The organism is Pseudomonas juntendi (assembly GCF_021560075.1).
GTDB classification, from domain to species: domain Bacteria; phylum Pseudomonadota; class Gammaproteobacteria; order Pseudomonadales; family Pseudomonadaceae; genus Aquipseudomonas; species Aquipseudomonas juntendi.
The window spans coordinates 635875-659777 of record NZ_CP091088.1 but is presented as its reverse complement, the minus strand read 5'-3'; the positions used below and the strand labels follow the sequence as shown (position 1 = coordinate 659777).

Genomic DNA, 23903 nt, shown 5'->3' with positions numbered 1-23903 from the left:
CCGCGAAGAGGCCGGTACCAGCAACCCAATACTTTCAGGAGAGATGAACCATGAACACCCGCATCGATCCCCCGCAGCACCTGCTTGCCCAAGGCCCACTGGTCAGCCGCGAACGCCTCTGGCAATCGCTGATGGACCTGGCCCAACTGGGCGCCACCGCCAAGGGCGGTGTGTGCCGCCTGGCCCTGACCGACCTCGACCGCCAGGCCCGCGACCTGTTCGTACGCTGGTGCGAAGAAGCCGGCTGCACCGTCAGCGTCGACGCCATCGGCAACATTTTTGCCCGCCGCCCCGGCCGCAACCCGGCCCTGCCGCCTGTCATGACCGGCAGCCACATCGACACCCAGCCCACCGGTGGCAAGTTCGATGGCTGCTACGGGGTCATGGCCGGCCTCGAAGTCATGCGTACCCTCAACGACTTGAAGCTGGCCACCGAAGCGCCGCTGGAGGTGGTGGTGTGGACCAATGAAGAAGGCTCGCGCTTTCCACCGTGCATGATGGGTTCCGGGGTATTCGCCGGTAAGTTCGACCTGCAGCAGACCCTGGACAAGGTCGATGACCAGGGCCTGTCGGTGGGGGCCGAGCTGCAGCGCATCGGCTATGCCGGCCCGCGCGTACCTACCGGGCATGCCGTGGGTGCCTACTTCGAAGCGCACATCGAGCAAGGCCCGATACTGGAAGACCAGCGCACGACCATCGGCGTGGTCCAGGGCTGCCTGGGGCAGAAATGGTTCGACCTGGTGCTGACCGGTGTAGAAGCACATGCAGGCCCCACCCCCATGCACTTGCGCAAGGATGCGCTGGTCGGTGCCGCCGAGGTCGTGGCTGCGGTCAACCGTGTTGCCCACGCCCACCAGCCGCATGCCTGCGGCACGGTAGGCTGCCTGACCCTGCACCCGGGCTCGCGCAACGTCATTCCCGGCCAGGTGCACATGACCATCGACCTGCGCCACCTCGACCCAGAGCACCTCGCTGCCATGGTCAGTGAAGTGCGCACGGCCATCGAAACCAGCGCAACGGCACACGGCCTTGCCTGGCAGCTCACCCCAACGGCCGACTTCCCGCCGTTGTACTTCGCCGAGCAGTGCGTGGATGCCGTGCGCCAAGGGGCGCGTGCGCTGGGCCTGAGCCACATGGATATTGTCAGTGGTGCCGGCCACGATGCGATTTTCCTCGCCGAGCTGGGCCCGGCCGGGATGATATTCGTACCGTGCGAAGGCGGCATCAGCCACAACGAAATCGAAAATGCCGCGCCGCAGGACCTGGCAGATGGTTGCGACGTATTGCTGCGCGCCATGTTCCAGGCCGCCAACCCAGGAGCCCGCTGAAATGCCTCAGAAAACCGCGATTGGCGAGTTCACCGCTGCCGAACTGCTCGAACTGTACCAGCGCCGCCAGTTGTCGCCTGTGGAGGTGGTCGACGATGTGCTGGCGCGCATCGACCAGCACAACCCGGCGGTCAACGCCTATTGCCACGTCGACGGCGAAGGCGCCCGTGCCGCTGCCCGGGCCAGCGAACAACGCTGGCAACGGGGCGAGCCTTGCGGCCGGCTCGATGGCCTACCCGCCTCGATCAAGGACCTGACCCTGACCCGTGGCATGCCCACCCGCAAAGGGTCCCGCACCACGTCCGCGGCCGGGCCATGGGAGGTCGATGCCCCGTTCAGCGCTTTCATGCGTGAGGCCGGTGCAGTCCTGGTGGGCAAGACCACTACCCCCGAGTTCGGCTGGAAGGGCGTAACCGACAACCCGCTGTACGGCATCACCCGTAACCCCTGGAACACACGGCTGACTGCCGGTGGCTCGTCGGGTGGTGCCGCCGCCGCTGCCGCATTGAACCTGGGCGTACTGCACCAGGGCAGCGATGCCGGGGGCTCTATCCGCATACCCTGCGCCTTTACCGGCACCTTCGGCATCAAGCCCACGTTTGGCTATGTGCCTCAATGGCCGGCCAGTGCCATGACCGTACTGTCGCACCTGGGGCCGATGACGCGCACGGTGGACGACGCGGTGCTGATGCTCGACTGTGTCGCCCGCCCCGATCCACGTGACGGGTTGGCCGGTGCGCCACGACAGGCTCCGTGGCTGGGCCAGCAGCAAGACCTGAATGGTCTGCGCATCGCCTACAGTGCCAATTTTGGTCACGTGCAGGTCGACCCGCAGATCGAGGCGCTGGTGGCGCAAGCGGTACAGCGCCTGGCTCGGCTGGGCGCGCAGGTCGAAGAAGTGGACCCCGGCTTCAGCGACCCGCTGGAAACGTTCAATACCCTGTGGTTTGCCGGTGCAGCGCGGCTGGCCAGTGCGTTGAGCGATGAGCAGCGAGCGCTGCTTGACCCTGGGCTGCGCCGGATTGCCGAACAGGGGGCTCGCATCAGCCTGAGCCAGTACACCCAAGCACTGGAGGCGCGGGCGGAGTTGATTGCGAAGATGAACGCCTTCCACCAGCGCTATGACGTGCTGGTTTCGCCGATGCTGCCGCTGGTGGCGTTCGAGGCCGGGCACAATGTGCCGCCTGGGTCGGGGATGGCGCAATGGATGGAATGGACGCCGTTCAGCTACCCCTTCAACCTGACCCAACAACCAGCAGCGTCAGTGCCTTGCGGGTTCACCCGCGAAGGCTTGCCCGTGGGGCTTCAGGTCGTGGCCGGGCGCTTTGCCGATGATCAGGTGCTGCGGGTGTGCAAGGTGTATGAGCAGCATTACCCGAGCCGGCATTTACAGGCGCCGATTACAGGCTGATATCGCTACTGGCCTCCCCTGCCTCATCGCAGGCAAGCCAGCCCCCACAGGGATCGCCTTAGGGCTGACAGGTGTTTGTCACAAGATATGCAGCGCCTGTGAGATCGAGCGCCGCCCGCGCGGCGCATCGCGAGCTGCGCTCGCTCCTACGTTTGTTTCGGGCCAATTATTCCTGTGGGATTCGCGCGCGAACGCCTTGGTGCATGCCTCAATATCGCGCCGTACAAACCAGGCGGCCGCGCGCGCCTGTCACAGGCGTTACTGGCCCGAAACAAACGTAGGAGCGAGCGCAGCTCGCGATGCGCCGCGCGGGCGGCGCTCGATCTCACAGGCGCTGAAGATGCTCCGGCTACCCTTGCCAGGAACCATAGAATCTCCCACAGGGTGGACTGCCCCCAAGAAATTGGATCGGTGTCCAACTTATTGGGGGCAGTCCATTTGTGGGAGCTGGCTTGCCTGCGATAGGGCCGCACAGCGGCCCCGGCATTCTCAGCCCAAACGCCCCGCTGGGGCATAGGGCGCTGGGTCGATGATCGGTTCGGCACCGGTCAGCAAATCGGTGAACAGCTGGCACGAAGCCGGCGCCAGCACCAACCCGTTCCGGTAGTGCCCGCAGTTCAACCACAACCCCGCATGCCCCGGCACCGGCCCGATATACGGAATGCCCTCAGGCGACCCCGGCCGCAGCCCGGCCCAGTGCGCCACCACGGTGGCCCCTTCCAGCTCAGGCAACAACTCCACCGCCGAAGCCTTCAGGCTCTGCAGTGCATCCCCGGTCGGGGTCTTGTCATACCCGGCATGCTCAAGCGTACTGCCCACCAGAATGTGCCCATCACGCCGCGGGATCGCATAGCGCCCCTTGGCCAGGACCATGCTCGGCAGGAAGTCTTCGGCACATTTGAACAGAATCATCTGGCCCTTCACTGGCTCCACCGGCAGCGCCAGGCCAAGCGTACGCAACAGGTCGCCACTCCAGGCGCCAGCACTGAGCACCACCTCATCCGCCGCCAGCACACCGTCGGCCGTCTGCACCCCGGTCACACGCCCGCCTTGCTGGACGAAACCGGTGATCTGGCAGTGCTCGCGCAAAGTCACGTTCGGCATTGCCTGCAACGCCGCCTTCAGCGATTTCACCAGGCGCGGGTTGCGCACATTGGCCACGCCCGCCATGTAGATGGCGCGCTTGAAACCCGGGCCCAGTACCGGCACCGCGTCATAGGCTGCCGAAATATCCACCGCACGCAACGGCCGTTGTTCGCGCTCGGCCCAGGCCAGCGCTTGAGCTTCGTCATCCAGGTCCAGCCAGTACAGGCCAGTGGTGTGCACTTCGGGGTCGACACCGGTGCTGGCGAACAAGCGTTCGCCCAACTGTGGATAAAAGTCCTGTGACCAGTGCGCCAGGGCGGTCACTGCCGGGCTGTAGCGCCACGGGTACAGCGGCGAAACGATGCCGCCACCGGCCCACGACGACTCACGGCCGACCTCGCCCTGATCGCACACCACCACATGGCCGACCTTGGCCGCCAGGTTGAACGCCGTCAACAGGCCGATCACCCCGCCGCCAACCACCACTACTTGCTTGCTCATCTGTCGATCCAACACCTGAAGTAAAACCGCGATGCGCCGGGCACCATTCAACCTTCAGCTCCCCCAGCAGTGCGCGCTGTGCTCAACGGCACCTGGGTTGCGCTGCACCCCTGCCTGGTCCAGCTGGAAGTCGCCACAGCCATCCTGCGCCATCAGCCCATGCGGCAAGCGCCGGGCGCGCAGCGTGAAGCTGTCGCTGTCGCGTTGCGCCTGCAGGCTGTAATGGCGGGTGCCGCCGGGCAGCGCCGGGTCGCCCTCGGCGTATTGGCCGGTGCGTACGCGGTGGCGCTCCAGGCGCAGGGCGGCATCGTGCAGCAGGCCAACCACTTCGCTGCGCGCGGCTCGCCGAAGCTGGTCGCTGTAACTGGGATAGGCAATGGCTGCCAGAATGCCGGTCACGGCCAGGACAATCAACAACTCCATCAGGCTCAAACCTTGCTGCATGTCAGTCTCCTCTGAGTCTCTGTCGCCAGGTGATGCGCTGGAATGTGCCGTCGGCTGCGGCGTAGACCGCCTCCAATACATGCCTGGATTGGCTTCGCTTGCTGACGGCAGTAATGCGCAACAGGGTGACCGCCTGCCCTTCGGGCACGTGCGCAGCACGCTGGCTGATGCCCAGGTTCTGTAGCTGGAAATAGCCGGTCGGGGTGGCTTGCCACTGGCCAGCCAGGTCGTGTGGCTGTGGTGGCGGCAGGCAGGCATTGCACGAGGGCGGCGGCGGGCCCTGTTCCAGCTTGCGCACCCCGGCCTGCAAGGCGGCCTCGGCCTCTTCCAGTGCGTGCAGGCCATCGCTCAGGTAACCATTCGTACGCGTTTCGACCAGCGCGTCGCGCAGCGCCGATGCGGCCAGCAGGCCGAGCAGCAGGCTCAGGACCAAGGCCAACAGCAGCACCACACCCCGCTGGCGGCTCATGAAGCCGGTACCGGGTTGCGTAATGCCACGCTCAGCGCGTGGTGCTGCTCAAGTTGCAGCGTGGGCTCATACAAGGTCAGCTGAATATCCACCCGCTCACCGGCAACCTGCACGATGCGCAGCTCCCGCACATGCTCGACCAGCGGCTGATTGTTGCCCCGGCGCTTGAAATACAGCCTGCCGCCGCTGTGCGCATAATGGTGATGGCTGATGGGCACCGCCATCTGTGTGGCGCTAGCCTGTGCCCGGCGGCTCAGCACCTTGACCTCGTCGATACAGTTGGTCAGCAAGGTCCAGTCCGGGTCGCCGGTATGCCCCGGCAACTCGGCGACCATCAGGCTCAAGCTGGACGGCCCCAGCTCCATTGGCCGGGCGAAGCCAGGCGGCACAGCCTGGGCCGGAAAGTCGCCAGGTTTCAGGCGCAAACAGCCAAACATGCCCGCCATGCGAATATCCTGGGCCATGCGCAGCAGCGCCTGGCGCGCCTCCCCTTGCATGCGCAGCGCGGTGCCTTGCAGCCGCCAGGCTTGGTGCACAGAGGCGAATAGCTGGCTGGCCGCCACCAGCACCATCAACCCGATGGTCAGCGCCAGCAGCAACTCAAGCAAACCAGCACCCGTTTGCCGGCGCCTCATCGCCGTGCCCTTTCAAGCTCACTGTGTGCCGCCATTGCCGCCTGCCCATCGCGGCGCGCACTGTCTGTGGCTTGCAAGGCCTGCAGTTGCAGCCCCGCAGCGGCGAACATGCCCACGGCCACGACCACCACCGCCAACAACACCTCCAGCAGCGTCATGCCCTTTTGCCATGCGTGCATCCCTGCACCTCCTGCGATTTTTCCCGCTATTGCCTTCAACTTGAGCGACTGGACCTCCTGGCCAGCCACCGAGAAGCTATTAGCGAAGCACTTCCTGGGAGGAATGCACGGTGAAGCAACGTGGGGTAACACTGATACAGATGTTGTCGGCCTTGGCTGTGGCGACGTTGCTGACGCAAATCGGCCTACCGGCCTACGCCAGGATGAGCGATGACCTGCAGCGGGCGGCGGTGGCGCGCGACTTGGCCCAGGCACTGCGTAGCGCCCGTAGCCACGCGCTGTTGCAGGGGCAACCGGTGCTGGTGCAGGCGCTGGATGGCAATTGGGGAAATGGTTGGCGTGTAGCCCTGGAGCACAACCGGCAGGTACTGCGTGAGCAGCGCCTGGCCAGGCCGCTGGTAATCGTCGGCAACAGCGACGAACAGTTCAAGTTCAGTGCCCTGGGTGTGCCAATGAAGCTGGGCAACGGCTGGTTCGCCATCACCCTGGAGGTGTGCGAGCGCTCGGCGGCCAGCAGCCGCCACCAAGTGGTGATGGCCTCTTCAGGGAGGGTCAACTTGCTGGCTGAGCACCGCGACAATCAGCGCTGCCCCGGCTAACGCGCTTATCGAGCAGCCTTGCGTCGCGCAAGGCCGCTCGTGCACCTAAGCCCTGGCCGGTCAGATCAGCGAGCGAACCCGCAGCTCTTTGGGCATCGAGAACGTGATGTTCTCTTCCCGCCCATCCAGCTCTTCAGCGCCGGTAGCACCCCAGGCCTTGAGCTGTTCGATCACACCACGCACCAGCACCTCCGGGGCCGACGCACCGGCGGTGATGCCGATACGCGCAGCCTGGTCGAACCAGCCGCGCTGCAGGTCCTCGGCGCCATCGATCAGGTAGGCCGGGGTGCCCATGCGCTCGGCCAGCTCGCGCAGCCGGTTGGAGTTGGAGCTGTTCGGGCTGCCAACCACCAGCACTACGTCACTTTCATCGGCCAGTTGCTTGACGGCGTCCTGGCGGTTTTGCGTGGCGTAGCAAATGTCGTCCTTGCGCGGGCCACCAATGTTCGGGAAGCGCGCACGCAGGGCGTCGATCACACGGCTGGTGTCATCCATCGACAGGGTGGTCTGGGTGACGAAAGCCAGGTGGTCCGGGTCGCGCACCTGCAGCTTGGCCACGTCTTCCTCGTCTTCGACAAGGTAGATGGCGCCACCGTTGCTGGGGTCGTACTGGCCCATGGTGCCTTCGACTTCCGGGTGCCCTTCGTGGCCGATGAGAATGCACTCACGGCCATCGCGGCTGTACTTGGCGACTTCGATATGCACCTTGGTCACCAGTGGGCAAGTGGCATCGAACACTTTCAGGCCACGGCCAGCAGCCTCCTGGCGCACAGCCTGGGAAACACCGTGGGCACTGAAGATGACGATGACATCATCCGGCACCTGGTCCAGCTCCTCGACGAAGACGGCGCCACGGTTGCGCAGGTCTTCGACGACGAACTTGTTGTGCACCACTTCATGGCGCACGTAGATCGGCGGGCCGAAGACTTCCAGCGCGCGGTTGACGATCTCGATCGCCCGGTCGACCCCCGCGCAGAAGCCGCGAGGGTTGGCGAGTTTGATTTGCATGCTCGGCTCCAGGCTTACAGGGCCTTCACCTCGAGGATCTCCACCTCGAAGGTCAGGGTCTTGCCAGCCAGTGGGTGATTGAAGTCGATGGTCACCTGGTCGTCGTCGAACGCTTTGACCACCCCTGGCAGTTCGGCGTTGGCGGCGTCGTTGAAGATGATCAACAGCCCGTCGGACAGCTCCATGCCTTCGAAGTTGGACCGCGGCATGACTTGCACGTTTTGCGGGTTGGGCTGGCCGAAGGCATTTTCTGGCGCAACCTGCAGCGTACGCTTGTCACCGGCCTTGAAGCCGAACAGGGCGTTCTCGAAGCCCGGCAACAGGTTGCCATCGCCGACCTTGAAGGTTGCCGGGGCCTTGTCGAACGTGCTGTCTACGGTGTCGCCGTTTTCCAGGTGCAGCGCGAAGTGCAGGGTGACTTCGGTGTTCTGGCCGATACGGGTGTCAGTCATGGACCGGATCCTCGGACTTCTTGCTCTTGAACATATCCAGCGCCAGCATTACCGCACCAACGGTGATGGCGCTGTCGGCCACGTTGAAAGCCGGGAAGTAGTGGCGGTTCTGCCAGTGCACCAGGATGAAGTCGACCACATGGCCCAGCACGATGCGATCGTACAGGTTGCCGATCGCCCCACCGAGCACCAGCGCCAGCGCCACGGCCAGCCAGGTTTCATTGCGCCCCAGGCGCTTGAGCCACACCACCAGCACTGCGCTGACCACCACGGCGATCAGGGCGAACAACCAGCGCTGCCAGCCGGCGCCGTCGGCCAGGAAGCTGAACGCGGCGCCGGTGTTGTAGGCCAGGGTCCAGCTGAAGTAGTCAGGTATGACGACGATCTGCTGGTACATGGTCAGGGCGTTGTTGAAATACAGCTTGGTGGCCTGGTCGATGACCAGGACCAGCAAGCTCAGCAACAGCCATGCGAGGCGCCCGAAGCGGCCCGCTGCAGGGTTAGGCATAGTGGCGCACCTCACCCGAGCCGGTCAGGTTGTCGACGCAACGGCTGCAGATTTCCGGGTGCTCCGGGTGGCTGCCAACGTCGGCGCGGAAGTGCCAGCAACGGCCGCACTTGGCGTGGCCGGACTTGACCACCTGCAGTTTCAGGCCCTCGACTTCGGTGGCAACCGCTTCGGCAGGCGCCTGGGCAAATGGCACCACGCTGGCAGCGGAGGTGATCAGCACAAAGCGCAGCTCGTCGCCCAGCTTGCCCAGGTCGGCGCTCAGGCCCTCATCGGCGTACAGGGTCACTTCAGCCTGCAGGTTGCCGCCAATGACTTTGGCGGCACGCTGGTTTTCCAGCTCCTTGTTGACCGAGGCCTTCACCGCCATGACGCGGTCCCAGTAGCCACGGTCCAGCTCGGTGCCTTCCGGCAGCTCGCTCAGGCCCTGGTACCAGCCATTGAGCATGACCGACTCGTTGCGCTCGCCCGGCAGGTACTGCCAGATTTCGTCGGCGGTGAACGCCAGGATCGGTGCGATCCAGCGCACCAGCGCTTCGCTGATGTGATACAGCGCAGTCTGGCAGGAACGGCGGGCGACACTGTTGGCGCCGGTGGTGTACTGGCGGTCCTTGATGATGTCGAGGTAGAAGCCGCCCAGCTCCTGCACGCAGAAGTTGTGCACCTTGGAGTACACGTTCCAGAAACGGTACTCGCTGTAGTGCTCTTCGAGTTCGCGTTGCAGCAACAAGGTGCGGTCCACGGCCCAGCGGTCCAGCGCCAGCATGTCTTGCGGGGCCAGCAGGTCGCGGGCCGGGTCGAAACCGGACAGGTTCGAGAGCAGGAAGCGTGCGGTATTGCGGATACGCCGGTAGGCGTCGGCGCTGCGCTGCAGGATCTGCTCGGAAACGGCCATTTCACCGGAATAGTCGGTAGCCGAAACCCACAGGCGCAGGATGTCGGCGCCCAAGGTGTTGTTGACCTTCTCCGGCTCGATGGTGTTGCCCAGCGACTTGGACATCTTGCGGCCGTTTTCGTCCACGGTGAAGCCGTGGGTCAGCAGCTCGCGGTACGGCGCATGGTTGTCGATGGCGCAACCGGTCAGCAAGGACGAGTGGAACCAGCCGCGGTGCTGGTCGGAGCCTTCCAGGTACAGGTCGGCGCGCGGGCCGGTGGCGTGGCCGATGTTGTGGGAGCCACGCAGCACGTGCCAGTGGGTGGTGCCCGAATCGAACCACACGTCGAGGGTGTCGGCGATCTTGTCGTACTGCTCGGCTTCAGCGCCCAGCAGTTCGGCAGCGTCCAGCTTGAACCAGGCTTCGATGCCCTGCTGCTCGACGCGCTTGGCCACTTCTTCCATCAGTTCGACGGTGCGCGGGTGCAGCTCGCCGGTCTGCTTGTGCAGGAAGAACGGAATCGGTACGCCCCAGTTGCGCTGACGCGAAATGCACCAGTCTGGGCGGTTGGCGATCATCGCGTGCAGGCGTGCCTGGCCCCAGGCCGGAACGAACTTGGTTTGCTCGATGGCTTTCAGCGCGCGCTCACGCAGCGGCTCGCCGGTAGTCGGCTGCTTGTCCATACCCACGAACCACTGCGCGGTAGCGCGGTAGATCAGTGGGGTTTTATGGCGCCAGCAGTGCATATAGCTGTGGCTGATGGTTTCGGTGTGCATCAGCGCACCGACTTCACCGAGTTTCTCGACGATGGCCGGATTGGCCTTCCAGATGAACTGGCCGCCGAAGAATGGCAGCGACTCGACAAACACACCGTTGCTCTGCACCGGGGTAAGGATGTCATCGTTGACCATGCCGTAACGCTTGCAGGTGACGAAGTCGTCTTCACCGTAGGCTGGCGCGGAGTGCACCACCCCGGTACCGGCGCCCAGCTCGACGTAGTCGGCCAGGTATACCGGCGACAGGCGGTCGTAGAGCGGGTGACGGAAGTTGACCAGCTCCAGCGCCGCGCCTTGGGCGGTAGCGATGACCGAGCCTTCCAGGTTGTAACGCTTGAGGCACGACTCGACCAGTTCTTCAGCCAGCACCAGCAGGCGCTCACCGGTGTCGACCAGGGCGTAGGTGAACTCGGGATGGATGTTCAACGCCTGGTTGGCTGGAATGGTCCACGGGGTGGTGGTCCAGATCACGATGGCGGCAGGCTTGGCCAGCGACGCCAGGCCGAAGGCGGCAGCCAGCTTGGCTTCATCGGCAACCGGGAAGGCCACGTCGATGGTCTGCGATTTTTTATCGGCGTACTCGACTTCCGCCTCAGCCAGCGCCGAACCGCAGTCGAAGCACCAGTTCACCGGTTTCAGGCCCTTGAACACGAAACCTTGCTTGACCATTTCGGCCAGGGCACGGATTTCACCCGCCTCGTTGGCGAAGTTCATGGTCTTGTACGGGTTGTCCCAATCACCCAGCACGCCCAGGCGAATGAACTCGGTCTTCTGCCCTTCGATCTGCTCGGCAGCATACTCGCGGCACAGCTCACGGGTGCGGTCGGCCGACAGGTGCTTGCCGTGGGTAACCTCGACCTTGTGCTCGATCGGCAAACCATGGCAGTCCCAACCCGGCACGTACGGCGCGTCGAAACCGGCCAGGGTCTTGGAACGGACGATCATGTCCTTGAGAATTTTGTTCAGCGCATGACCGATGTGAATCTTGCCGTTGGCATAGGGCGGGCCGTCGTGCAGGACGAACTTTGGACGATCCTTGCCAATTTCGCGCAGCTTCTGGTACAGGCCAATGCTGTCCCAGCGCTGCAGGATCTGCGGTTCGCGCTGAGGCAGGCCGGCCTTCATGGGGAAGGCGGTGTCCGGAAGGTTAAGCGTGGCTTTGTAGTCGGTCATTTCAGGCTCTTCGTTAGCGGTTGAGCGTGCCAATGTGCACGTGCGGCGGCGATATCCGCATCGATCGCCGACTTCAGCGCCTCCAGGGAGGCGAATCGCTGCTCTTCACGCAGCTTGTGGTGGAACTCCACCGTAAGGCGCCGGCCGTAAAGGTCGCCGGCATAGTCCAGCAGATGAATTTCCAGGTGCGGGCGCCCATCACCGGCAACGGTGGGGCGCACGCCAATGTTGCCGACACCCGGCCAGGCCTTGCCGTCGATTTCGATGCTGGCCAGGTAGACCCCGGACAGCGGTACGCGGCGGCGCTTGAGCTGGATGTTGGCAGTGGGCGTGCCAAGCTGGCGAGCCAGCTTCTGGCCGTGCAACACACGGCCGGTAATGCGGTACGGGCGGCCCAGCAGGTGCTCGGCCAGCTCGAAGTTGCCGTCGGCCAAGGCCTGGCGCACTTCGGTGCTGCTGACCCGCAGGCCGTCCTGAATCACGGTGTTGGCAGCTTCGACGGTAAAGCCATATTGCTTGCCGGCCTCGACCAGGAAAGCGAAGTCGCCGGCGCGGTCGCAGCCAAAGCGGAAATCGTCGCCCACTTCGAGGTGACGCACGCCCAGGCCATCGACCAGGATGGTCTTGACGAACGCATCGGCGCCGAGCTTGCTCAGGCGCTGGTTGAAGGCCAGGCACAGCACCCGGTCGATGCCTTCGGCGGCCAGCAGCTCGAGCTTGTCGCGCAGGCGGGCCAGGCGCGCAGGTGCGGTATCGGGCGCGAAGTACTCGCGCGGTTGCGGTTCGAAGACCACCACGCAGGTCGGCAGGCCCAAGGCCTGGCCGCGCTCGCGCAGGCGCGCCAGGATTGCCTGGTGGCCACGGTGAACCCCGTCGAAGTTGCCAATGGTGGCGACACAGCCCCGGTGCTCGGGGCGCAGGTTGTGAAGACCTCGAACCAGCTGCATAACGCGCTTCTTGCTCATAAAGTGGCCGATTATAACCACACCCGGGCGCCGGTGACAGGCAGCAGCGCCCAGGGGCGGCGTGGAATGCGAAAAACCGACGCCTGACCCGCAGGTAGCCCTAGTGCAAGGCCTTGCGAGCGAAATGCCGGGGGCGGAAACCGCACAGGAACAAACAGCCGAAATAGGTCACGACCCCCGCCACGATCAGCACGCCGAGGCGCATGAAGCGCTGCAGCATGATGCCCTGCTCCCAGGCCGGCATGTAGTGCATGCCCACCAGCAGCACTGCCGACATCAGCGCCACGGCCAGCACCAGCTTGGCCAGGAACATCGCCCAGCCCGGCTGCGGCTCGAACAGGCGCTGACTGCGCAGCTTCCAGAACAGCAGGCCGGCATTCAGGCAGGCACCCAGGCTGATGGCCAAGGCCAGCCCGGCATGCGCCAGCGGGCCGACCAGGGCCAGGTTGAACAGCTGGGTGCAGACCAGGGTGAAGACCGCGATCTTCACCGGCGTGCGGATATTCTGCTGCGCATAAAAGCCGGGTGCCAGTACCTTGACCAGAATGATCGCCAGCAAGCCCACCGAATAGGCCATCAGCGCCCGCTGGGTCATGGCGGCATCGAACGCGCTGAACTTGCCATACTGAAACAGCGCCACGGTCAGCGGCTCGGCCAGAATGGCCAGTGCCAGGGTGCACGGCAACACCAGCAGGAAGCACAGGCGCAGGCCCCAGTCGAGGATCCGCGAATACTCCTCGCGGTCCTTGTTGGCGTAGGTTTTGGCCAGGGTCGGCAGCAGGATGGTACCCAAGGCCACGCCCAGCACGCCGGAAGGCAGCTCCATCAGGCGGTCGGCGTAATACATCCAGGATACCGAGCCAGCCACCAGGAACGAGGCGAAGATGGTGTTGATGATCAGCGAGATCTGGCTCACCGACACCCCGAGAATGGCCGGCAGCATCTGCTTGAGCACCCGCCACACGCCGGTATCGCGCAGGTTCAGGCGGGGCAGCACGAGCATGCCGATCTTCTTCAGCGCCGGCAACTGGTACAACAGTTGCGCCAGGCCACCGGCGAGTACGCCCCAGGCCAGGGCCATGATCGGCGGGTTGAAGTACGGCGTGAGCAGCACCGCGAAGGCGATCATCGCCACGTTGAGCAGGGTCGGGGTAAAGGCCGGTACCGAGAAACGGTTCCAGGTATTGAGGATCGCCCCGGCCAGGGACGACAGGGAGATCAGCAATATATAAGGAAAGGTCACCCGCAACAGGGCCGTGGTCAGTTCGTACTTTTCCGTGCTGTCGACAAACCCCGGGGCCGTGGCCCACACCACCCAGGGTGCCGCCAGGATGCCGATGGCGGTCACCAGCGCCAGGACCAGGGTGAGCAAACCGGTGATATAGGCAACGAAAGTGCGGGTCGCCTCCTCGCCTTGCTGCGTCTTGTATTCGGCCAGGATCGGCACGAAGGCCTGGGAGAATGCACCTTCGGCGAAAATGCGCCGCAGCAGGTTGGGCAACTTGAAAGCGATGAAGAAAGCGTCGGTGGCAATGCCCGCACCGAAGATACGCGCCAGAATGGTGTCGCGAATGAAGCCCAGCACCCGCGAAATCATGGTGATCGAGCTTACTGCAGCCAGGGATTTGAGCAGGTTCATCGAAAAGATTCACGCCAATGACAGAGGACGCTGCCAGACAGCATCCGAATGTGCGATACTCCCGCGCCTTCGCAGGGGAGCCAAAAATTCCCGAGTGTACAGGTCGCGCAGCAGAAAGGAATCTTTCCCGCTTGTTGGCGCACCGCTCGGCGGAACCTTGCAGGTGGCCTTGACATCCGCTCGACTGATCGGCATGATTCGCGGCCTATTTTGTTTGCTATTTACCTAAAGTCTTTCGAGGAGCTCGACGGTGGCCAACACACCTTCCGCCAAGAAACGTGCAAAACAGGCTGAGAAGCGTCGCAGCCACAACGCCAGCCTGCGTTCCATGGTCCGCACCTACATCAAGAATGTAGTTAAAGCCATTGACGCAAAAGACGCTGAAAAAGCACAAGCCGCTTATGTTCTGGCTGTACCTGTAATCGACCGCATGGCCGACAAAGGTATCATCCACAAGAACAAGGCTGCTCGTCACAAAGGCCGTCTGAATGGCCACATCAAGGCGCTGAAAGAAGCTGCAGCTGCCTAAGCGACGTTAAAGTCGAAAAGCCGACCCTAGGGTCGGCTTTTTGTTGCCTGCGATTTGGGCATGCGCCAAGGTGTAACCGCAATTTTGCAGGGGCGGCCTTGGTCGCCACCGGGCTGCAAAGCAGCCCCAGTGACTGTGTTTGCCTGCTGTTACTTGCCTATCTGAATCTTCGGCGCCCATTGCAGCCACTCGTCCTCGGCCTTGTCGAACAAGGCGAAGGTCTGCTGCGGCCGGGCCGGGTTACCCATCCGCTCGCCGTCCGGCGTTGCGAAGGCGATGCCACCATCGATCACGGTTTCCAGCGACTCGGTGCGCACGGTCGCGCCTTTGAACAGCCCCCAGTCGAAGCCGAAGCCGCTGGTGTTCCAGAAACGGCTGCCACTGCGCACCAGCGCGGCATAACGCGGCTCGATCAGGATATGGATCAGCACGCGGTCAGCACTCTGCCCAAGCTCGAAGCCTGTCACCTTACCCACCGCTACCTCGCGGTAAGTAACCGGTACCCCAGGCTTGATCGAGCCACGGCGTGGTGCACTGAGGGTCAACGGCAGGCCGACCTCTGGCCCTGCCACCTGCGGCGCCTCGGGCAGCGCAATGAAGTCACTTTGCGGCCCGCGGTCTTTGGTAGCCGGCTGCACTTCCAGGTACTGGCCGGTCACCAGGGTATCCAGGTTCTCAGTGCGCACCAGGCCAAACGCAGGTTTGACTACCCAGAACTGCGTCCCGGCCCGGGCGATGCGATTTGCCGCTTCGGTGATACGCGCCCGCAGCAGCACCGCCTGCAGGTCATTGGTCAAGTCGACGCTCTCGATGCTGCCCACATCCAGGCCCCGGAAGCGAATCGCTGTACCTGGCTTCAGGCCATCCGCGCGGTCGACACGGATAGTGATCAAGGTGCCCGCACGGTTCACCGCCTCTTGGCTCTCGTGCAGCCGGAAGCGCGGAATGTGCCGCTTCAGCGGAACATCCGCACGCGGCGTGTCGAAGGCAATGCCACCGGCCATCAGCGTTTGCAGCGACTCACTCTTCACCTTGATGCCGGACAAGCCGCCAGTCAGCGTAATACCGCTGGCGTTCCAGAAGCGCGACGAACCGTTGACCAGTTTTTCGTATTCTTTCTCGATGTGCACACCAATGAGGATGCGGTTACTGTTGCGGGCGAACTGATAGCTTTGCACGCTCCCCACTTTGACCTGGCGATACATCACCGGGCTGCCGACCTCCAGCGAACCGAGGGTATCGGCGAACAGCACCATGTGCAGGCCAGGCGCCTTGAGGTCCAGCGGCGGCGCCTTGGCACGCGCCTCGAACTCGCGCTCTGGCCGCGCGCCCTTTTCGCCGGGGCGAATGGCGATGTAGTTACCTTTTACCAGCGCCTCCAGCCCCGTGATACCCGCCAGGGAAATCGAAGGCTTGACCACCCAGAACTGGGTCCCTTCCACCAGGTAGTCCTCGGTGAGCGGGTCCAGTGTCAGCTCGGCCGAAGCGCTGGCCAGGTTGTCTTCCATCTTCAGCGTTTTCAGCGAGCCAACCTGGATGCCTTTGTACATGACCGGGGTACGACCCGCCTGCAGGCCTTCGTAATCGGTAAGCTTGACCTTTACCCGGATCCCCGCCTGGGCTGCATCGAAGTCTTCATACAGGCGGAACGGCAGGCTGGGGTCGGTTGGCGGGCTGTCCTTGCGATACTCCGGGGTTGCAAAGGCGATACCCCCGGCAACGATGCTCGACAGCGACTCGCTACGCACTTTCACACCCGAAAGCGAAGCGTCGATGCTTACCCCGCTGGCATTCCAGAAGCGCGTGTGTTTGCGCACCAGGCTGGCGTAAGCCGGCTCGATGAATATTTTTACCTCCACCGTGCTCTGGTCTTCGGACAGGCGATAACTCTTCACCCGGCCGACCTGGATCTGTTTATAGAACACTGGGCTGTCACGGTTGAGCGAACCTAGCCGTTCAGCCTTGAGTACAAGATGCAGGCCAGGTTCGCTGTCCGACAGTGGCGGCGCCACCTTCAGCGCGGTAAAGCGCTTGGTAGGCTCACCTTCGCCCGGGCTGACTGCGATGTAGTTACCAGACACCAGGGTTTCCAGGCCTGAAATGCCTGCCAGGGTGACACTGGGCTTCACCAGCCAGAAGCGCGTCCCCTTGGTCAGATGCGGCTCGGCATCCTTGTTCATTTCGATCGTGGCGATAACACCCTGGTTCTCACCCTCGGCATCGAGCACCAGGCTCTTGACCTTGCCAACCGGCATCCCTTTGTAGATCACCTCGGTCTTGTTGGCGACGATCCCGTCGCCCGACTCGAAGCGCACTTCAATCTCCACACCGGCCTGGCGGTAAGCCTGCCAAGCGAGCCAACCACCGATCATCAAGGCGATCAAAGGCAGGATCCAGATGGCCGACCAGTTCGAGGCTGGGCGGGTTTTAGCCGTTGGCAGGTCACTCATGGTCGTCATCCGACTCCGTGTTATCCCAAATCAGTCGGGGATCGAAAGTTAAAGCAGCAAACATTGTCAGGATCACCACAGTTGCGAAGGCGACGGCGCCCAAATTGGCTTCGACACTGGCGATTCGGCCGAAATTCACCACTGCCACGAGAATGGCAATGACGAAGATGTCCAGCATGGACCAGCGCCCGATGAATTCGATGAAGCGGTACATGAATATCCGTTGCCGGGCCGAAAGGGGTTGCCGCCGTTGTACGGAGTACAGCAGCAAACCGATGCCTACCAGCTTGAAGGTCGGCACCAGGATGCTGGCAATGAACACCACTGCAGCGATCGGCACCATGCCGTGCTTGAGCAAGGTGATGACCCCGGACATGATCGTGTCCGGGCTGCCTTGGCCGAGGGTACTCACGGTCATGATGGGCAACACGTTGGCCGGGATGTACAGAATCGACGCGGCAATCAGCAGCGCCCAGGTGCGCATGATGCTGTTCGGACGCCGCGCATGCACTACAGCGCCACAACGTGTGCAGCTTTGCGATTTACTGTCCGGCGCCTGCCGGTTCAGCTCATGGCATTCATTGCAGACCAGAATGCCCGCATCAATCGCCCGCATGCAGGTCCTCCCCCGATAGCGCACTCCAGATCTGATGCGGTGACATCACCACTTCCAGCCAAACCTGGATCAACAACAGGCTGATAAAACAGAACAACCCCAACCCTACGGTCAATTCAGCCAGGTCGACCAGCTTGACGATGGCCACCAGTACACCCATGAAATAGACCTCGAGCATGCCCCAATCGCGCAGGTGGTGATAGATACGGTAGAACAGCAGGCCCAAACCGCGCCCCACGTTCAGGCGAATACTCAGCAATACAGCCAGTTGGCACAGCAACTTGGTTAATGGAATAGCCATGCTGCAAAGAAAAACCACCACCGCCACGCCACGCATTTCCGAGTTGTACAGGCCTAGCACACCACTCCAGACAGTATCGTCAGACGTTTGGCCAAGCAGGTGCAGCTGCATGATGGGCAGAAAATTGGCTGGCACGAACAGCAACAAGGCCGTCAATACCAGGGCCAGGCTGCGATTGACCACATTGTGCCGGTGAGCATACAGCTCGTAACCGCAGCGCGGGCAGAGGGCCTTTTCACCATGTTGTAACACGGGCTTGCGCAGCAGCAGGTCACATTCGTGGCAGGCCACAAGCTCTTCCAGCGGCAACCGGGCCAGCGATTCAGGTTCGATGGGATTGGACATGGAGTACTTCTGAGTAGGTGCGTGGGCCTATTCTAGTGTTCTGGCTCGAATTGTGGGAGCCGGCGTGCCGGTGAAGCACACGGCGCGGTGAATGGCACCGGCTGCGCCGGTGTTCGCGGGCGCGCCCGCTCCCACAGGGATTGTTGTGAGGCCAGGGGACTTTTTGGGAGCACAAAGACAAAACCCCTACCTGCATGTGCAGATAGGGGTTTTGCGAAATGAATCTTGACGATGACCTACTCTCACATGGGGAAACCCCACACTACCATCGGCGATGCATCGTTTCACTACTGAGTTCGGGATGGGATCAGGTGGTTCCAATGCTCTATGGTCGTCAAGAAATTCTGTAGCCAGAATGTCCAGATGGACAGCCCAGCGAATTCGGATATGTGATGTTTGTGATGCCTTGCGAACTTTCGGTTCATGTCATCTTCACCACCGCAATCTGCGCTAGCAAATTGCTTGGGTGTTATATGGTCAAGCCTCACGGGCAATTAGTATTGGTTAGCTCAACGCCTCACAGCGCTTACACACCCAACCTATCAACGTCGTAGTCTTCGACGGCCCTTTAGGGGATTCAAGATCCCAGTGAGATCTCATCTTGAGGCAAGTTTCCCGCTTAGATGCTTTCAGCGGTTATCTCTTCCGAACATAGCTACCCGGCAATGCCACTGGCGTGACAACCGGAACACCAGAGGTTCGTCCACTCCGGTCCTCTCGTACTAGGAGCAGCCCCTCTCAAATCTCAAACGTCCACGGCAGATAGGGACCGAACTGTCTCACGACGTTCTAAACCCAGCTCGCGTACCACTTTAAATGGCGAACAGCCATACCCTTGGGACCGGCTTCAGCCCCAGGATGTGATGAGCCGACATCGAGGTGCCAAACACCGCCGTCGATATGAACTCTTGGGCGGTATCAGCCTGTTATCCCCGGAGTACCTTTTATCCGTTGAGCGATGGCCCTTCCATACAGAACCACCGGATCACTAAGACCTACTTTCGTACCTGCTCGACGTGTTTGTCTCGCAGTCAAGCGCGCTTTTGCCTTTATACTCTACGACCGATTTCCGACCGGTCTGAGCGCACCTTCGTACTCCTCCGTTACTCTTTGGGAGGAGACCGCCCCAGTCAAACTACCCACCATACACTGTCCTCGATCCGGATAACGGACCTGAGTTAGAACCTCAAAGTTGCCAGGGTGGTATTTCAAGGATGGCTCCATGAGAACTGGCGTCCCCACTTCAAAGCCTCCCACCTATCCTACACAAGCAAATTCAAAGTCCAGTGCAAAGCTATAGTAAAGGTTCACGGGGTCTTTCCGTCTAGCCGCGGATACACTGCATCTTCACAGCGATTTCAATTTCACTGAGTCTCGGGTGGAGACAGCGCCGCCATCGTTACGCCATTCGTGCAGGTCGGAACTTACCCGACAAGGAATTTCGCTACCTTAGGACCGTTATAGTTACGGCCGCCGTTTACCGGGGCTTCGATCAAGAGCTTCGCTTGCGCTAACCCCATCAATTAACCTTCCGGCACCGGGCAGGCGTCACACCCTATACGTCCACTTTCGTGTTTGCAGAGTGCTGTGTTTTTAATAAACAGTCGCAGCGGCCTGGTATCTTCGACCGGCATGAGCTTACGGAGCAAGTCCTTCACCCTCGCCGGCGCACCTTCTCCCGAAGTTACGGTGCCATTTTGCCTAGTTCCTTCACCCGAGTTCTCTCAAGCGCCTTGGTATTCTCTACCTAACCACCTGTGTCGGTTTGGGGTACGGTTCCCAGTTATCTGAAGCTTAGGAGCTTTTCTTGGAAGCATGGTATCAACCACTTCGTCGCCTAAAGGCAACTCGTCATCAGCTCTCGGCCTTGAAATCCCGGATTTGCCTAAGATTCCAGCCTACCACCTTAAACCTGGACAACCAACGCCAGGCTGGCCTAACCTTCTCCGTCCCTCCATCGCAATAACTGGAAGTACAGGAATATTAACCTGTTTTCCATCGACTACGCTTTTCAGCCTCGCCTTAGGGACCGACTAACCCTGCGTCGATTAACGTTGCGCAGGAAACCTTGGTCTTTCGGCGTGCGAGTTTTTCACTCGCATTGTCGTTACTCATGTCAGCATTCGCACTTCTGATACCTCCAGCAAGCTTCTCAACTCACCTTCACAGGCTTACAGAACGCTCCTCTACCGCATCATCATAAGATGATACCCGTAGCTTCGGTGCATGGTTTGAGCCCCGTTACATCTTCCGCGCAGGCCGACTCGACTAGTGAGCTATTACGCTTTCTTTAAAGGGTGGCTGCTTCTAAGCCAACCTCCTAGCTGTCTAAGCCTTCCCACATCGTTTCCCACTTAACCATGACTTTGGGACCTTAGCTGACGGTCTGGGTTGTTTCCCTTTTCACGACGGACGTTAGCACCCGCCGTGTGTCTCCCATGCTCGGCACTTGTAGGTATTCGGAGTTTGCATCGGTTTGGTAAGTCGGGATGACCCCCTAGCCGAAACAGTGCTCTACCCCCTACAGTGATACATGAGGCGCTACCTAAATAGCTTTCGAGGAGAACCAGCTATCTCCGAGCTTGATTAGCCTTTCACTCCGATCCACAGGTCATCCGCTAACTTTTCAACGGTAGTCGGTTCGGTCCTCCAGTCAGTGTTACCTAACCTTCAACCTGCCCATGGATAGATCGCCCGGTTTCGGGTCTATACCCAGCGACTAAACGCCCTATTAAGACTCGCTTTCGCTACGCCTCCCCTATTCGGTTAAGCTCGCCACTGAATATAAGTCGCTGACCCATTATACAAAAGGTACGCAGTCACCTAACAAAGTAGGCTCCCACTGCTTGTACGCATACGGTTTCAGGTTCTATTTCACTCCCCTCTCCGGGGTTCTTTTCGCCTTTCCCTCACGGTACTGGTTCACTATCGGTCAGTCAGTAGTATTTAGCCTTGGAGGATGGTCCCCCCATATTCAGACAAAGTTTCTCGTGCTCCGTCCTACTCGATTTCATTGATAAGAGATTTTCGTGTACGGGGCTATCACCCACTATGGCCGCACTTTCCAGAGCGTTCCACTAATCTCAAATCAACTTAAGGGCTGGTCCCCGTTCGCTCGCCACTACTAAGGGAATCTCGGTTGATTTCTTTTCCTCAGGGTACTTAGATGTTTCAGTTCCCCTGGTTCGCCTCTTGCACCTATGTATTCAGTACAAGATACTCAGCTTGTGCTGAGTGGGTTCCCCCATTCAGAGATCTCTGGATCACAGTCTGTTTGCCGACTCCCCAAAGCTTATCGCAGGCTACCACGTCTTTCATCGCCTCTGACTGCCAAGGCATCCACCGTATGCGCTTCTTCACTTGACCATATAACCCCAAGCAATCTGGTTATACTGTGAAGACGACATTCGCCGAAAATTCGCATTTCGCTCAATTAAGAGCAGAACTCACAAATTTTACCTTAGCCTGATCACACACCAGTGAAAGTGCGTGTCAGTCTATATCTATCACATATCCGAATTTTTAAAGAACGGTCTGACAAAAGTCAGAAATCAACATTCATCAACGAATGTTCATTTCTGAATTCTCATCAGCAAATGAATCAAGCAATTCGTGTGGGAGCTCATCAGCAGGCTGATGTCGTCGATTAAGGAGGTGATCCAGCCGCAGGTTCCCCTACGGCTACCTTGTTACGACTTCACCCCAGTCATGAATCACACCGTGGTAACCGTCCTCCCGAAGGTTAGACTAGCTACTTCTGGTGCAACCCACTCCCATGGTGTGACGGGCGGTGTGTACAAGGCCCGGGAACGTATTCACCGCGACATTCTGATTCGCGATTACTAGCGATTCCGACTTCACGCAGTCGAGTTGCAGACTGCGATCCGGACTACGATCGGTTTTGTGAGATTAGCTCCACCTCGCGGCTTGGCAACCCTCTGTACCGACCATTGTAGCACGTGTGTAGCCCAGGCCGTAAGGGCCATGATGACTTGACGTCATCCCCACCTTCCTCCGGTTTGTCACCGGCAGTCTCCTTAGAGTGCCCACCATAACGTGCTGGTAACTAAGGACAAGGGTTGCGCTCGTTACGGGACTTAACCCAACATCTCACGACACGAGCTGACGACAGCCATGCAGCACCTGTGTCAGAGTTCCCGAAGGCACCAATCCATCTCTGGAAAGTTCTCTGCATGTCAAGGCCTGGTAAGGTTCTTCGCGTTGCTTCGAATTAAACCACATGCTCCACCGCTTGTGCGGGCCCCCGTCAATTCATTTGAGTTTTAACCTTGCGGCCGTACTCCCCAGGCGGTCAACTTAATGCGTTAGCTGCGCCACTAAAATCTCAAGGATTCCAACGGCTAGTTGACATCGTTTACGGCGTGGACTACCAGGGTATCTAATCCTGTTTGCTCCCCACGCTTTCGCACCTCAGTGTCAGTATCAGTCCAGGTGGTCGCCTTCGCCACTGGTGTTCCTTCCTATATCTACGCATTTCACCGCTACACAGGAAATTCCACCACCCTCTACCGTACTCTAGCTTGCCAGTTTTGGATGCAGTTCCCAGGTTGAGCCCGGGGCTTTCACATCCAACTTAACAAACCACCTACGCGCGCTTTACGCCCAGTAATTCCGATTAACGCTTGCACCCTCTGTATTACCGCGGCTGCTGGCACAGAGTTAGCCGGTGCTTATTCTGTCGGTAACGTCAAAACAGCAAGGTATTAACTTACTGCCCTTCCTCCCAACTTAAAGTGCTTTACAATCCGAAGACCTTCTTCACACACGCGGCATGGCTGGATCAGGCTTTCGCCCATTGTCCAATATTCCCCACTGCTGCCTCCCGTAGGAGTCTGGACCGTGTCTCAGTTCCAGTGTGACTGATCATCCTCTCAGACCAGTTACGGATCGTCGCCTTGGTGAGCCATTACCTCACCAACAAGCTAATCCGACCTAGGCTCATCTGATAGCGCAAGGCCCGAAGGTCCCCTGCTTTCTCCCGTAGGACGTATGCGGTATTAGCGTTCCTTTCGAAACGTTGTCCCCCACTACCAGGCAGATTCCTAGGCATTACTCACCCGTCCGCCGCTGAATCAAGGAGCAAGCTCCCGTCATCCGCTCGACTTGCATGTGTTAGGCCTGCCGCCAGCGTTCAATCTGAGCCATGATCAAACTCTTCAGTTCAATACTGCTTGGGTTTTTAAGAAACCCTAAACTTGGCTCAGCAATCTCAAATGACTATGTGATTTCTCGCATGGCCACTTGTGATGCTGATAATCTTTTTGACTATCAGTCCGTACTCACAAGCACCCACACGAATTGCTTGATTCGATTTGTTAAAGAGCGGTGGTTAAGAGCGTTTCGTCTCAACCGAGGCGCGCATTCTACGCTTTCCTCAGAGCCTGTCAAGCGTTAATTTTGAAGATTTTCGAGAAACTCGTTTAGCTTCAAACACTTGACTCGCTGCGATCTCTCGTAGCGGGAGGCGAATCATACAGCGTTTAGAAGCGCTGTCAACCATCATCTCAACCGCATTCGATCATTCGATCGTAGCCCTTACAGCACCTTCCGAATCGATTAACTCATTGAATTTCAAGGAGTTTGTCGTTCCGTT

General features: G+C 60.5%; 18 protein-coding genes and 3 rRNA genes. 4 read left to right on the top strand and 17 right to left on the bottom strand.

The window, feature by feature from the left end; genetic code table 11:
* Positions 1–50 precede the first annotated feature (50 nt).
* Together L1P09_RS02990 and L1P09_RS02985 are read left to right on the top strand one after the other, a co-directional pair.
* Positions 51–1328, top strand: a complete 1278-nt coding sequence (locus L1P09_RS02990) for a Zn-dependent hydrolase (RefSeq protein WP_235768447.1) — start codon at positions 51–53, stop codon at positions 1326–1328.
* Position 1329: 1 nt separating this feature from the next.
* On the top strand, positions 1330–2739 hold the full coding sequence (locus L1P09_RS02985) for an amidase (protein ID WP_235768446.1): 1410 nt from the start codon (positions 1330–1332) through the stop codon (positions 2737–2739).
* A 489-nt stretch (positions 2740–3228) separates the two neighbouring features.
* Here L1P09_RS02985 and thiO read toward each other — a convergent pair whose 3' ends face one another.
* The 5 genes from thiO to L1P09_RS02960 are packed head-to-tail and all read right to left on the bottom strand — an operon-like array spanning position 3229 to position 6053.
* On the bottom strand, positions 3229–4326 hold the full coding sequence (gene thiO, locus L1P09_RS02980) for a glycine oxidase ThiO (RefSeq protein WP_235768444.1): 1098 nt from the start codon (positions 4324–4326) through the stop codon (positions 3229–3231).
* A 54-nt stretch (positions 4327–4380) separates the two neighbouring features.
* The gene (locus tag L1P09_RS02975; RefSeq protein ID WP_009682088.1) at positions 4381–4770 is read right to left on the bottom strand and encodes a type IV pilin protein; all 390 of its coding nucleotides are present in this window, start codon (positions 4768–4770) and stop codon (positions 4381–4383) included.
* Between the two features lies 1 nt (position 4771).
* Positions 4772–5239 (bottom strand): hypothetical protein, encoded by a 468-nt coding sequence (locus L1P09_RS02970; RefSeq protein ID WP_235768442.1) that lies wholly within the window; start codon positions 5237–5239, stop codon positions 4772–4774.
* Positions 5236–5874, bottom strand: a complete 639-nt coding sequence (locus L1P09_RS02965; RefSeq protein WP_115293340.1) for a PilW family protein — start codon at positions 5872–5874, stop codon at positions 5236–5238. Before L1P09_RS02965 ends, L1P09_RS02970 begins: the two co-directional genes overlap by 4 nt.
* Positions 5871–6053: a prepilin-type N-terminal cleavage/methylation domain-containing protein gene (locus L1P09_RS02960; RefSeq protein ID WP_009682085.1), complete on the bottom strand. Its 183-nt coding sequence runs from the start codon at positions 6051–6053 to the stop codon at positions 5871–5873. The genes L1P09_RS02965 and L1P09_RS02960 overlap by 4 nt, the downstream gene beginning before the upstream one ends.
* Positions 6054–6163: 110 nt before the next feature.
* Between L1P09_RS02960 and L1P09_RS02955 the strand changes: the two genes are divergently transcribed.
* The gene (locus L1P09_RS02955) at positions 6164–6652 is read left to right on the top strand and encodes a GspH/FimT family pseudopilin (RefSeq protein ID WP_029886697.1); all 489 of its coding nucleotides are present in this window, start codon (positions 6164–6166) and stop codon (positions 6650–6652) included.
* A gap of 60 nt (positions 6653–6712) precedes the next feature.
* Here the strand turns inward: L1P09_RS02955 and ispH are convergent, their stop codons facing one another.
* The 6 genes from ispH to murJ form a co-directional block, all read right to left on the bottom strand.
* Positions 6713–7660: a 4-hydroxy-3-methylbut-2-enyl diphosphate reductase gene (gene ispH, locus L1P09_RS02950; RefSeq protein ID WP_029886696.1), complete on the bottom strand. Its 948-nt coding sequence runs from the start codon at positions 7658–7660 to the stop codon at positions 6713–6715.
* Positions 7661–7674: 14 nt separating this feature from the next.
* Positions 7675–8112: an FKBP-type peptidyl-prolyl cis-trans isomerase gene (gene fkpB, locus L1P09_RS02945; RefSeq protein ID WP_009682083.1), complete on the bottom strand. Its 438-nt coding sequence runs from the start codon at positions 8110–8112 to the stop codon at positions 7675–7677.
* Positions 8105–8620, bottom strand: coding sequence for a signal peptidase II (gene lspA / locus L1P09_RS02940; RefSeq protein ID WP_235768441.1), 516 nt, complete (start codon positions 8618–8620; stop codon positions 8105–8107). The genes fkpB and lspA overlap by 8 nt, the downstream gene beginning before the upstream one ends.
* Positions 8613–11444: an isoleucine--tRNA ligase gene (gene ileS / locus L1P09_RS02935; RefSeq protein WP_235768439.1), complete on the bottom strand. Its 2832-nt coding sequence runs from the start codon at positions 11442–11444 to the stop codon at positions 8613–8615. Before ileS ends, lspA begins: the two co-directional genes overlap by 8 nt.
* Positions 11441–12391, bottom strand: a complete 951-nt coding sequence (gene ribF, locus L1P09_RS02930) for a bifunctional riboflavin kinase/FAD synthetase (protein WP_009682081.1) — start codon at positions 12389–12391, stop codon at positions 11441–11443. The genes ileS and ribF overlap by 4 nt, the downstream gene beginning before the upstream one ends.
* Positions 12392–12509: 118 nt before the next feature.
* Positions 12510–14048 (bottom strand): murein biosynthesis integral membrane protein MurJ, encoded by a 1539-nt coding sequence (murJ, locus tag L1P09_RS02925; RefSeq protein ID WP_009682080.1) that lies wholly within the window; start codon positions 14046–14048, stop codon positions 12510–12512.
* Positions 14049–14298: 250 nt separating this feature from the next.
* Between murJ and rpsT the strand changes: the two genes are divergently transcribed.
* Positions 14299–14577 carry a 30S ribosomal protein S20 gene (gene rpsT / locus L1P09_RS02920; RefSeq protein ID WP_003247625.1) on the top strand — a complete coding sequence of 93 codons (279 nt, stop codon included), beginning with the start codon at positions 14299–14301 and terminating at the stop codon, positions 14575–14577.
* Between the two features lie 149 nt (positions 14578–14726).
* Here rpsT and L1P09_RS02915 read toward each other — a convergent pair whose 3' ends face one another.
* The 6 genes from L1P09_RS02915 to L1P09_RS02890 all read right to left on the bottom strand — a co-directional run bounded on the left by L1P09_RS02915 (position 14727) and on the right by L1P09_RS02890 (position 23473).
* Entirely contained in the window at positions 14727–17027 is a 2301-nt protein-coding gene (locus L1P09_RS02915; protein WP_054906123.1) for a PqiB family protein, read from the bottom strand.
* Positions 17020–17643: a paraquat-inducible protein A gene (locus tag L1P09_RS02910; RefSeq protein WP_009682078.1), complete on the bottom strand. Its 624-nt coding sequence runs from the start codon at positions 17641–17643 to the stop codon at positions 17020–17022. The genes L1P09_RS02915 and L1P09_RS02910 overlap by 8 nt, the downstream gene beginning before the upstream one ends.
* Complete coding sequence (locus L1P09_RS02905) at positions 17630–18289, bottom strand: paraquat-inducible protein A (RefSeq protein ID WP_054906122.1); 660 nt, start codon at positions 18287–18289, stop codon at positions 17630–17632. The genes L1P09_RS02910 and L1P09_RS02905 overlap by 14 nt, the downstream gene beginning before the upstream one ends.
* A 223-nt stretch (positions 18290–18512) precedes the next feature.
* Positions 18513–18628, bottom strand: a 5S ribosomal RNA gene (gene rrf / locus L1P09_RS02900).
* Between the two features lie 134 nt (positions 18629–18762).
* Positions 18763–21655, bottom strand: a 23S ribosomal RNA gene (locus tag L1P09_RS02895).
* Positions 21656–21936: 281 nt separating this feature from the next.
* Positions 21937–23473 (bottom strand): 16S ribosomal RNA (locus L1P09_RS02890).
* The 16S, 23S and 5S rRNA genes sit together here, the layout of an rRNA operon.
* Positions 23474–23903: the final 430 nt, after the last annotated feature.

Coding starts and splice junctions, on each gene's coding strand:
- L1P09_RS02990 (WP_235768447.1), top strand. CDS start 51: ATGAACACCCGCATCGATCCCCCGCAGCACCTGCTTGCCCAAGGCCCA.
- L1P09_RS02985 (WP_235768446.1), top strand. CDS start 1,330: ATGCCTCAGAAAACCGCGATTGGCGAGTTCACCGCTGCCGAACTGCTC.
- thiO (WP_235768444.1), bottom strand. CDS start 4,326: ATGAGCAAGCAAGTAGTGGTGGTTGGCGGCGGGGTGATCGGCCTGTTG.
- L1P09_RS02975 (WP_009682088.1), bottom strand. CDS start 4,770: ATGCAGCAAGGTTTGAGCCTGATGGAGTTGTTGATTGTCCTGGCCGTG.
- L1P09_RS02970 (WP_235768442.1), bottom strand. CDS start 5,239: ATGAGCCGCCAGCGGGGTGTGGTGCTGCTGTTGGCCTTGGTCCTGAGC.
- L1P09_RS02965 (WP_115293340.1), bottom strand. CDS start 5,874: ATGAGGCGCCGGCAAACGGGTGCTGGTTTGCTTGAGTTGCTGCTGGCG.
- L1P09_RS02960 (WP_009682085.1), bottom strand. CDS start 6,053: ATGCACGCATGGCAAAAGGGCATGACGCTGCTGGAGGTGTTGTTGGCG.
- ispH (WP_029886696.1), bottom strand. CDS start 7,660: ATGCAAATCAAACTCGCCAACCCTCGCGGCTTCTGCGCGGGGGTCGAC.
- fkpB (WP_009682083.1), bottom strand. CDS start 8,112: ATGACTGACACCCGTATCGGCCAGAACACCGAAGTCACCCTGCACTTC.
- lspA (WP_235768441.1), bottom strand. CDS start 8,620: ATGCCTAACCCTGCAGCGGGCCGCTTCGGGCGCCTCGCATGGCTGTTG.
- ileS (WP_235768439.1), bottom strand. CDS start 11,444: ATGACCGACTACAAAGCCACGCTTAACCTTCCGGACACCGCCTTCCCC.
- ribF (WP_009682081.1), bottom strand. CDS start 12,391: ATGCAGCTGGTTCGAGGTCTTCACAACCTGCGCCCCGAGCACCGGGGC.
- murJ (WP_009682080.1), bottom strand. CDS start 14,048: ATGAACCTGCTCAAATCCCTGGCTGCAGTAAGCTCGATCACCATGATT.
- L1P09_RS02915 (WP_054906123.1), bottom strand. CDS start 17,027: ATGAGTGACCTGCCAACGGCTAAAACCCGCCCAGCCTCGAACTGGTCG.
- L1P09_RS02910 (WP_009682078.1), bottom strand. CDS start 17,643: ATGCGGGCGATTGATGCGGGCATTCTGGTCTGCAATGAATGCCATGAG.
- L1P09_RS02905 (WP_054906122.1), bottom strand. CDS start 18,289: ATGTCCAATCCCATCGAACCTGAATCGCTGGCCCGGTTGCCGCTGGAA.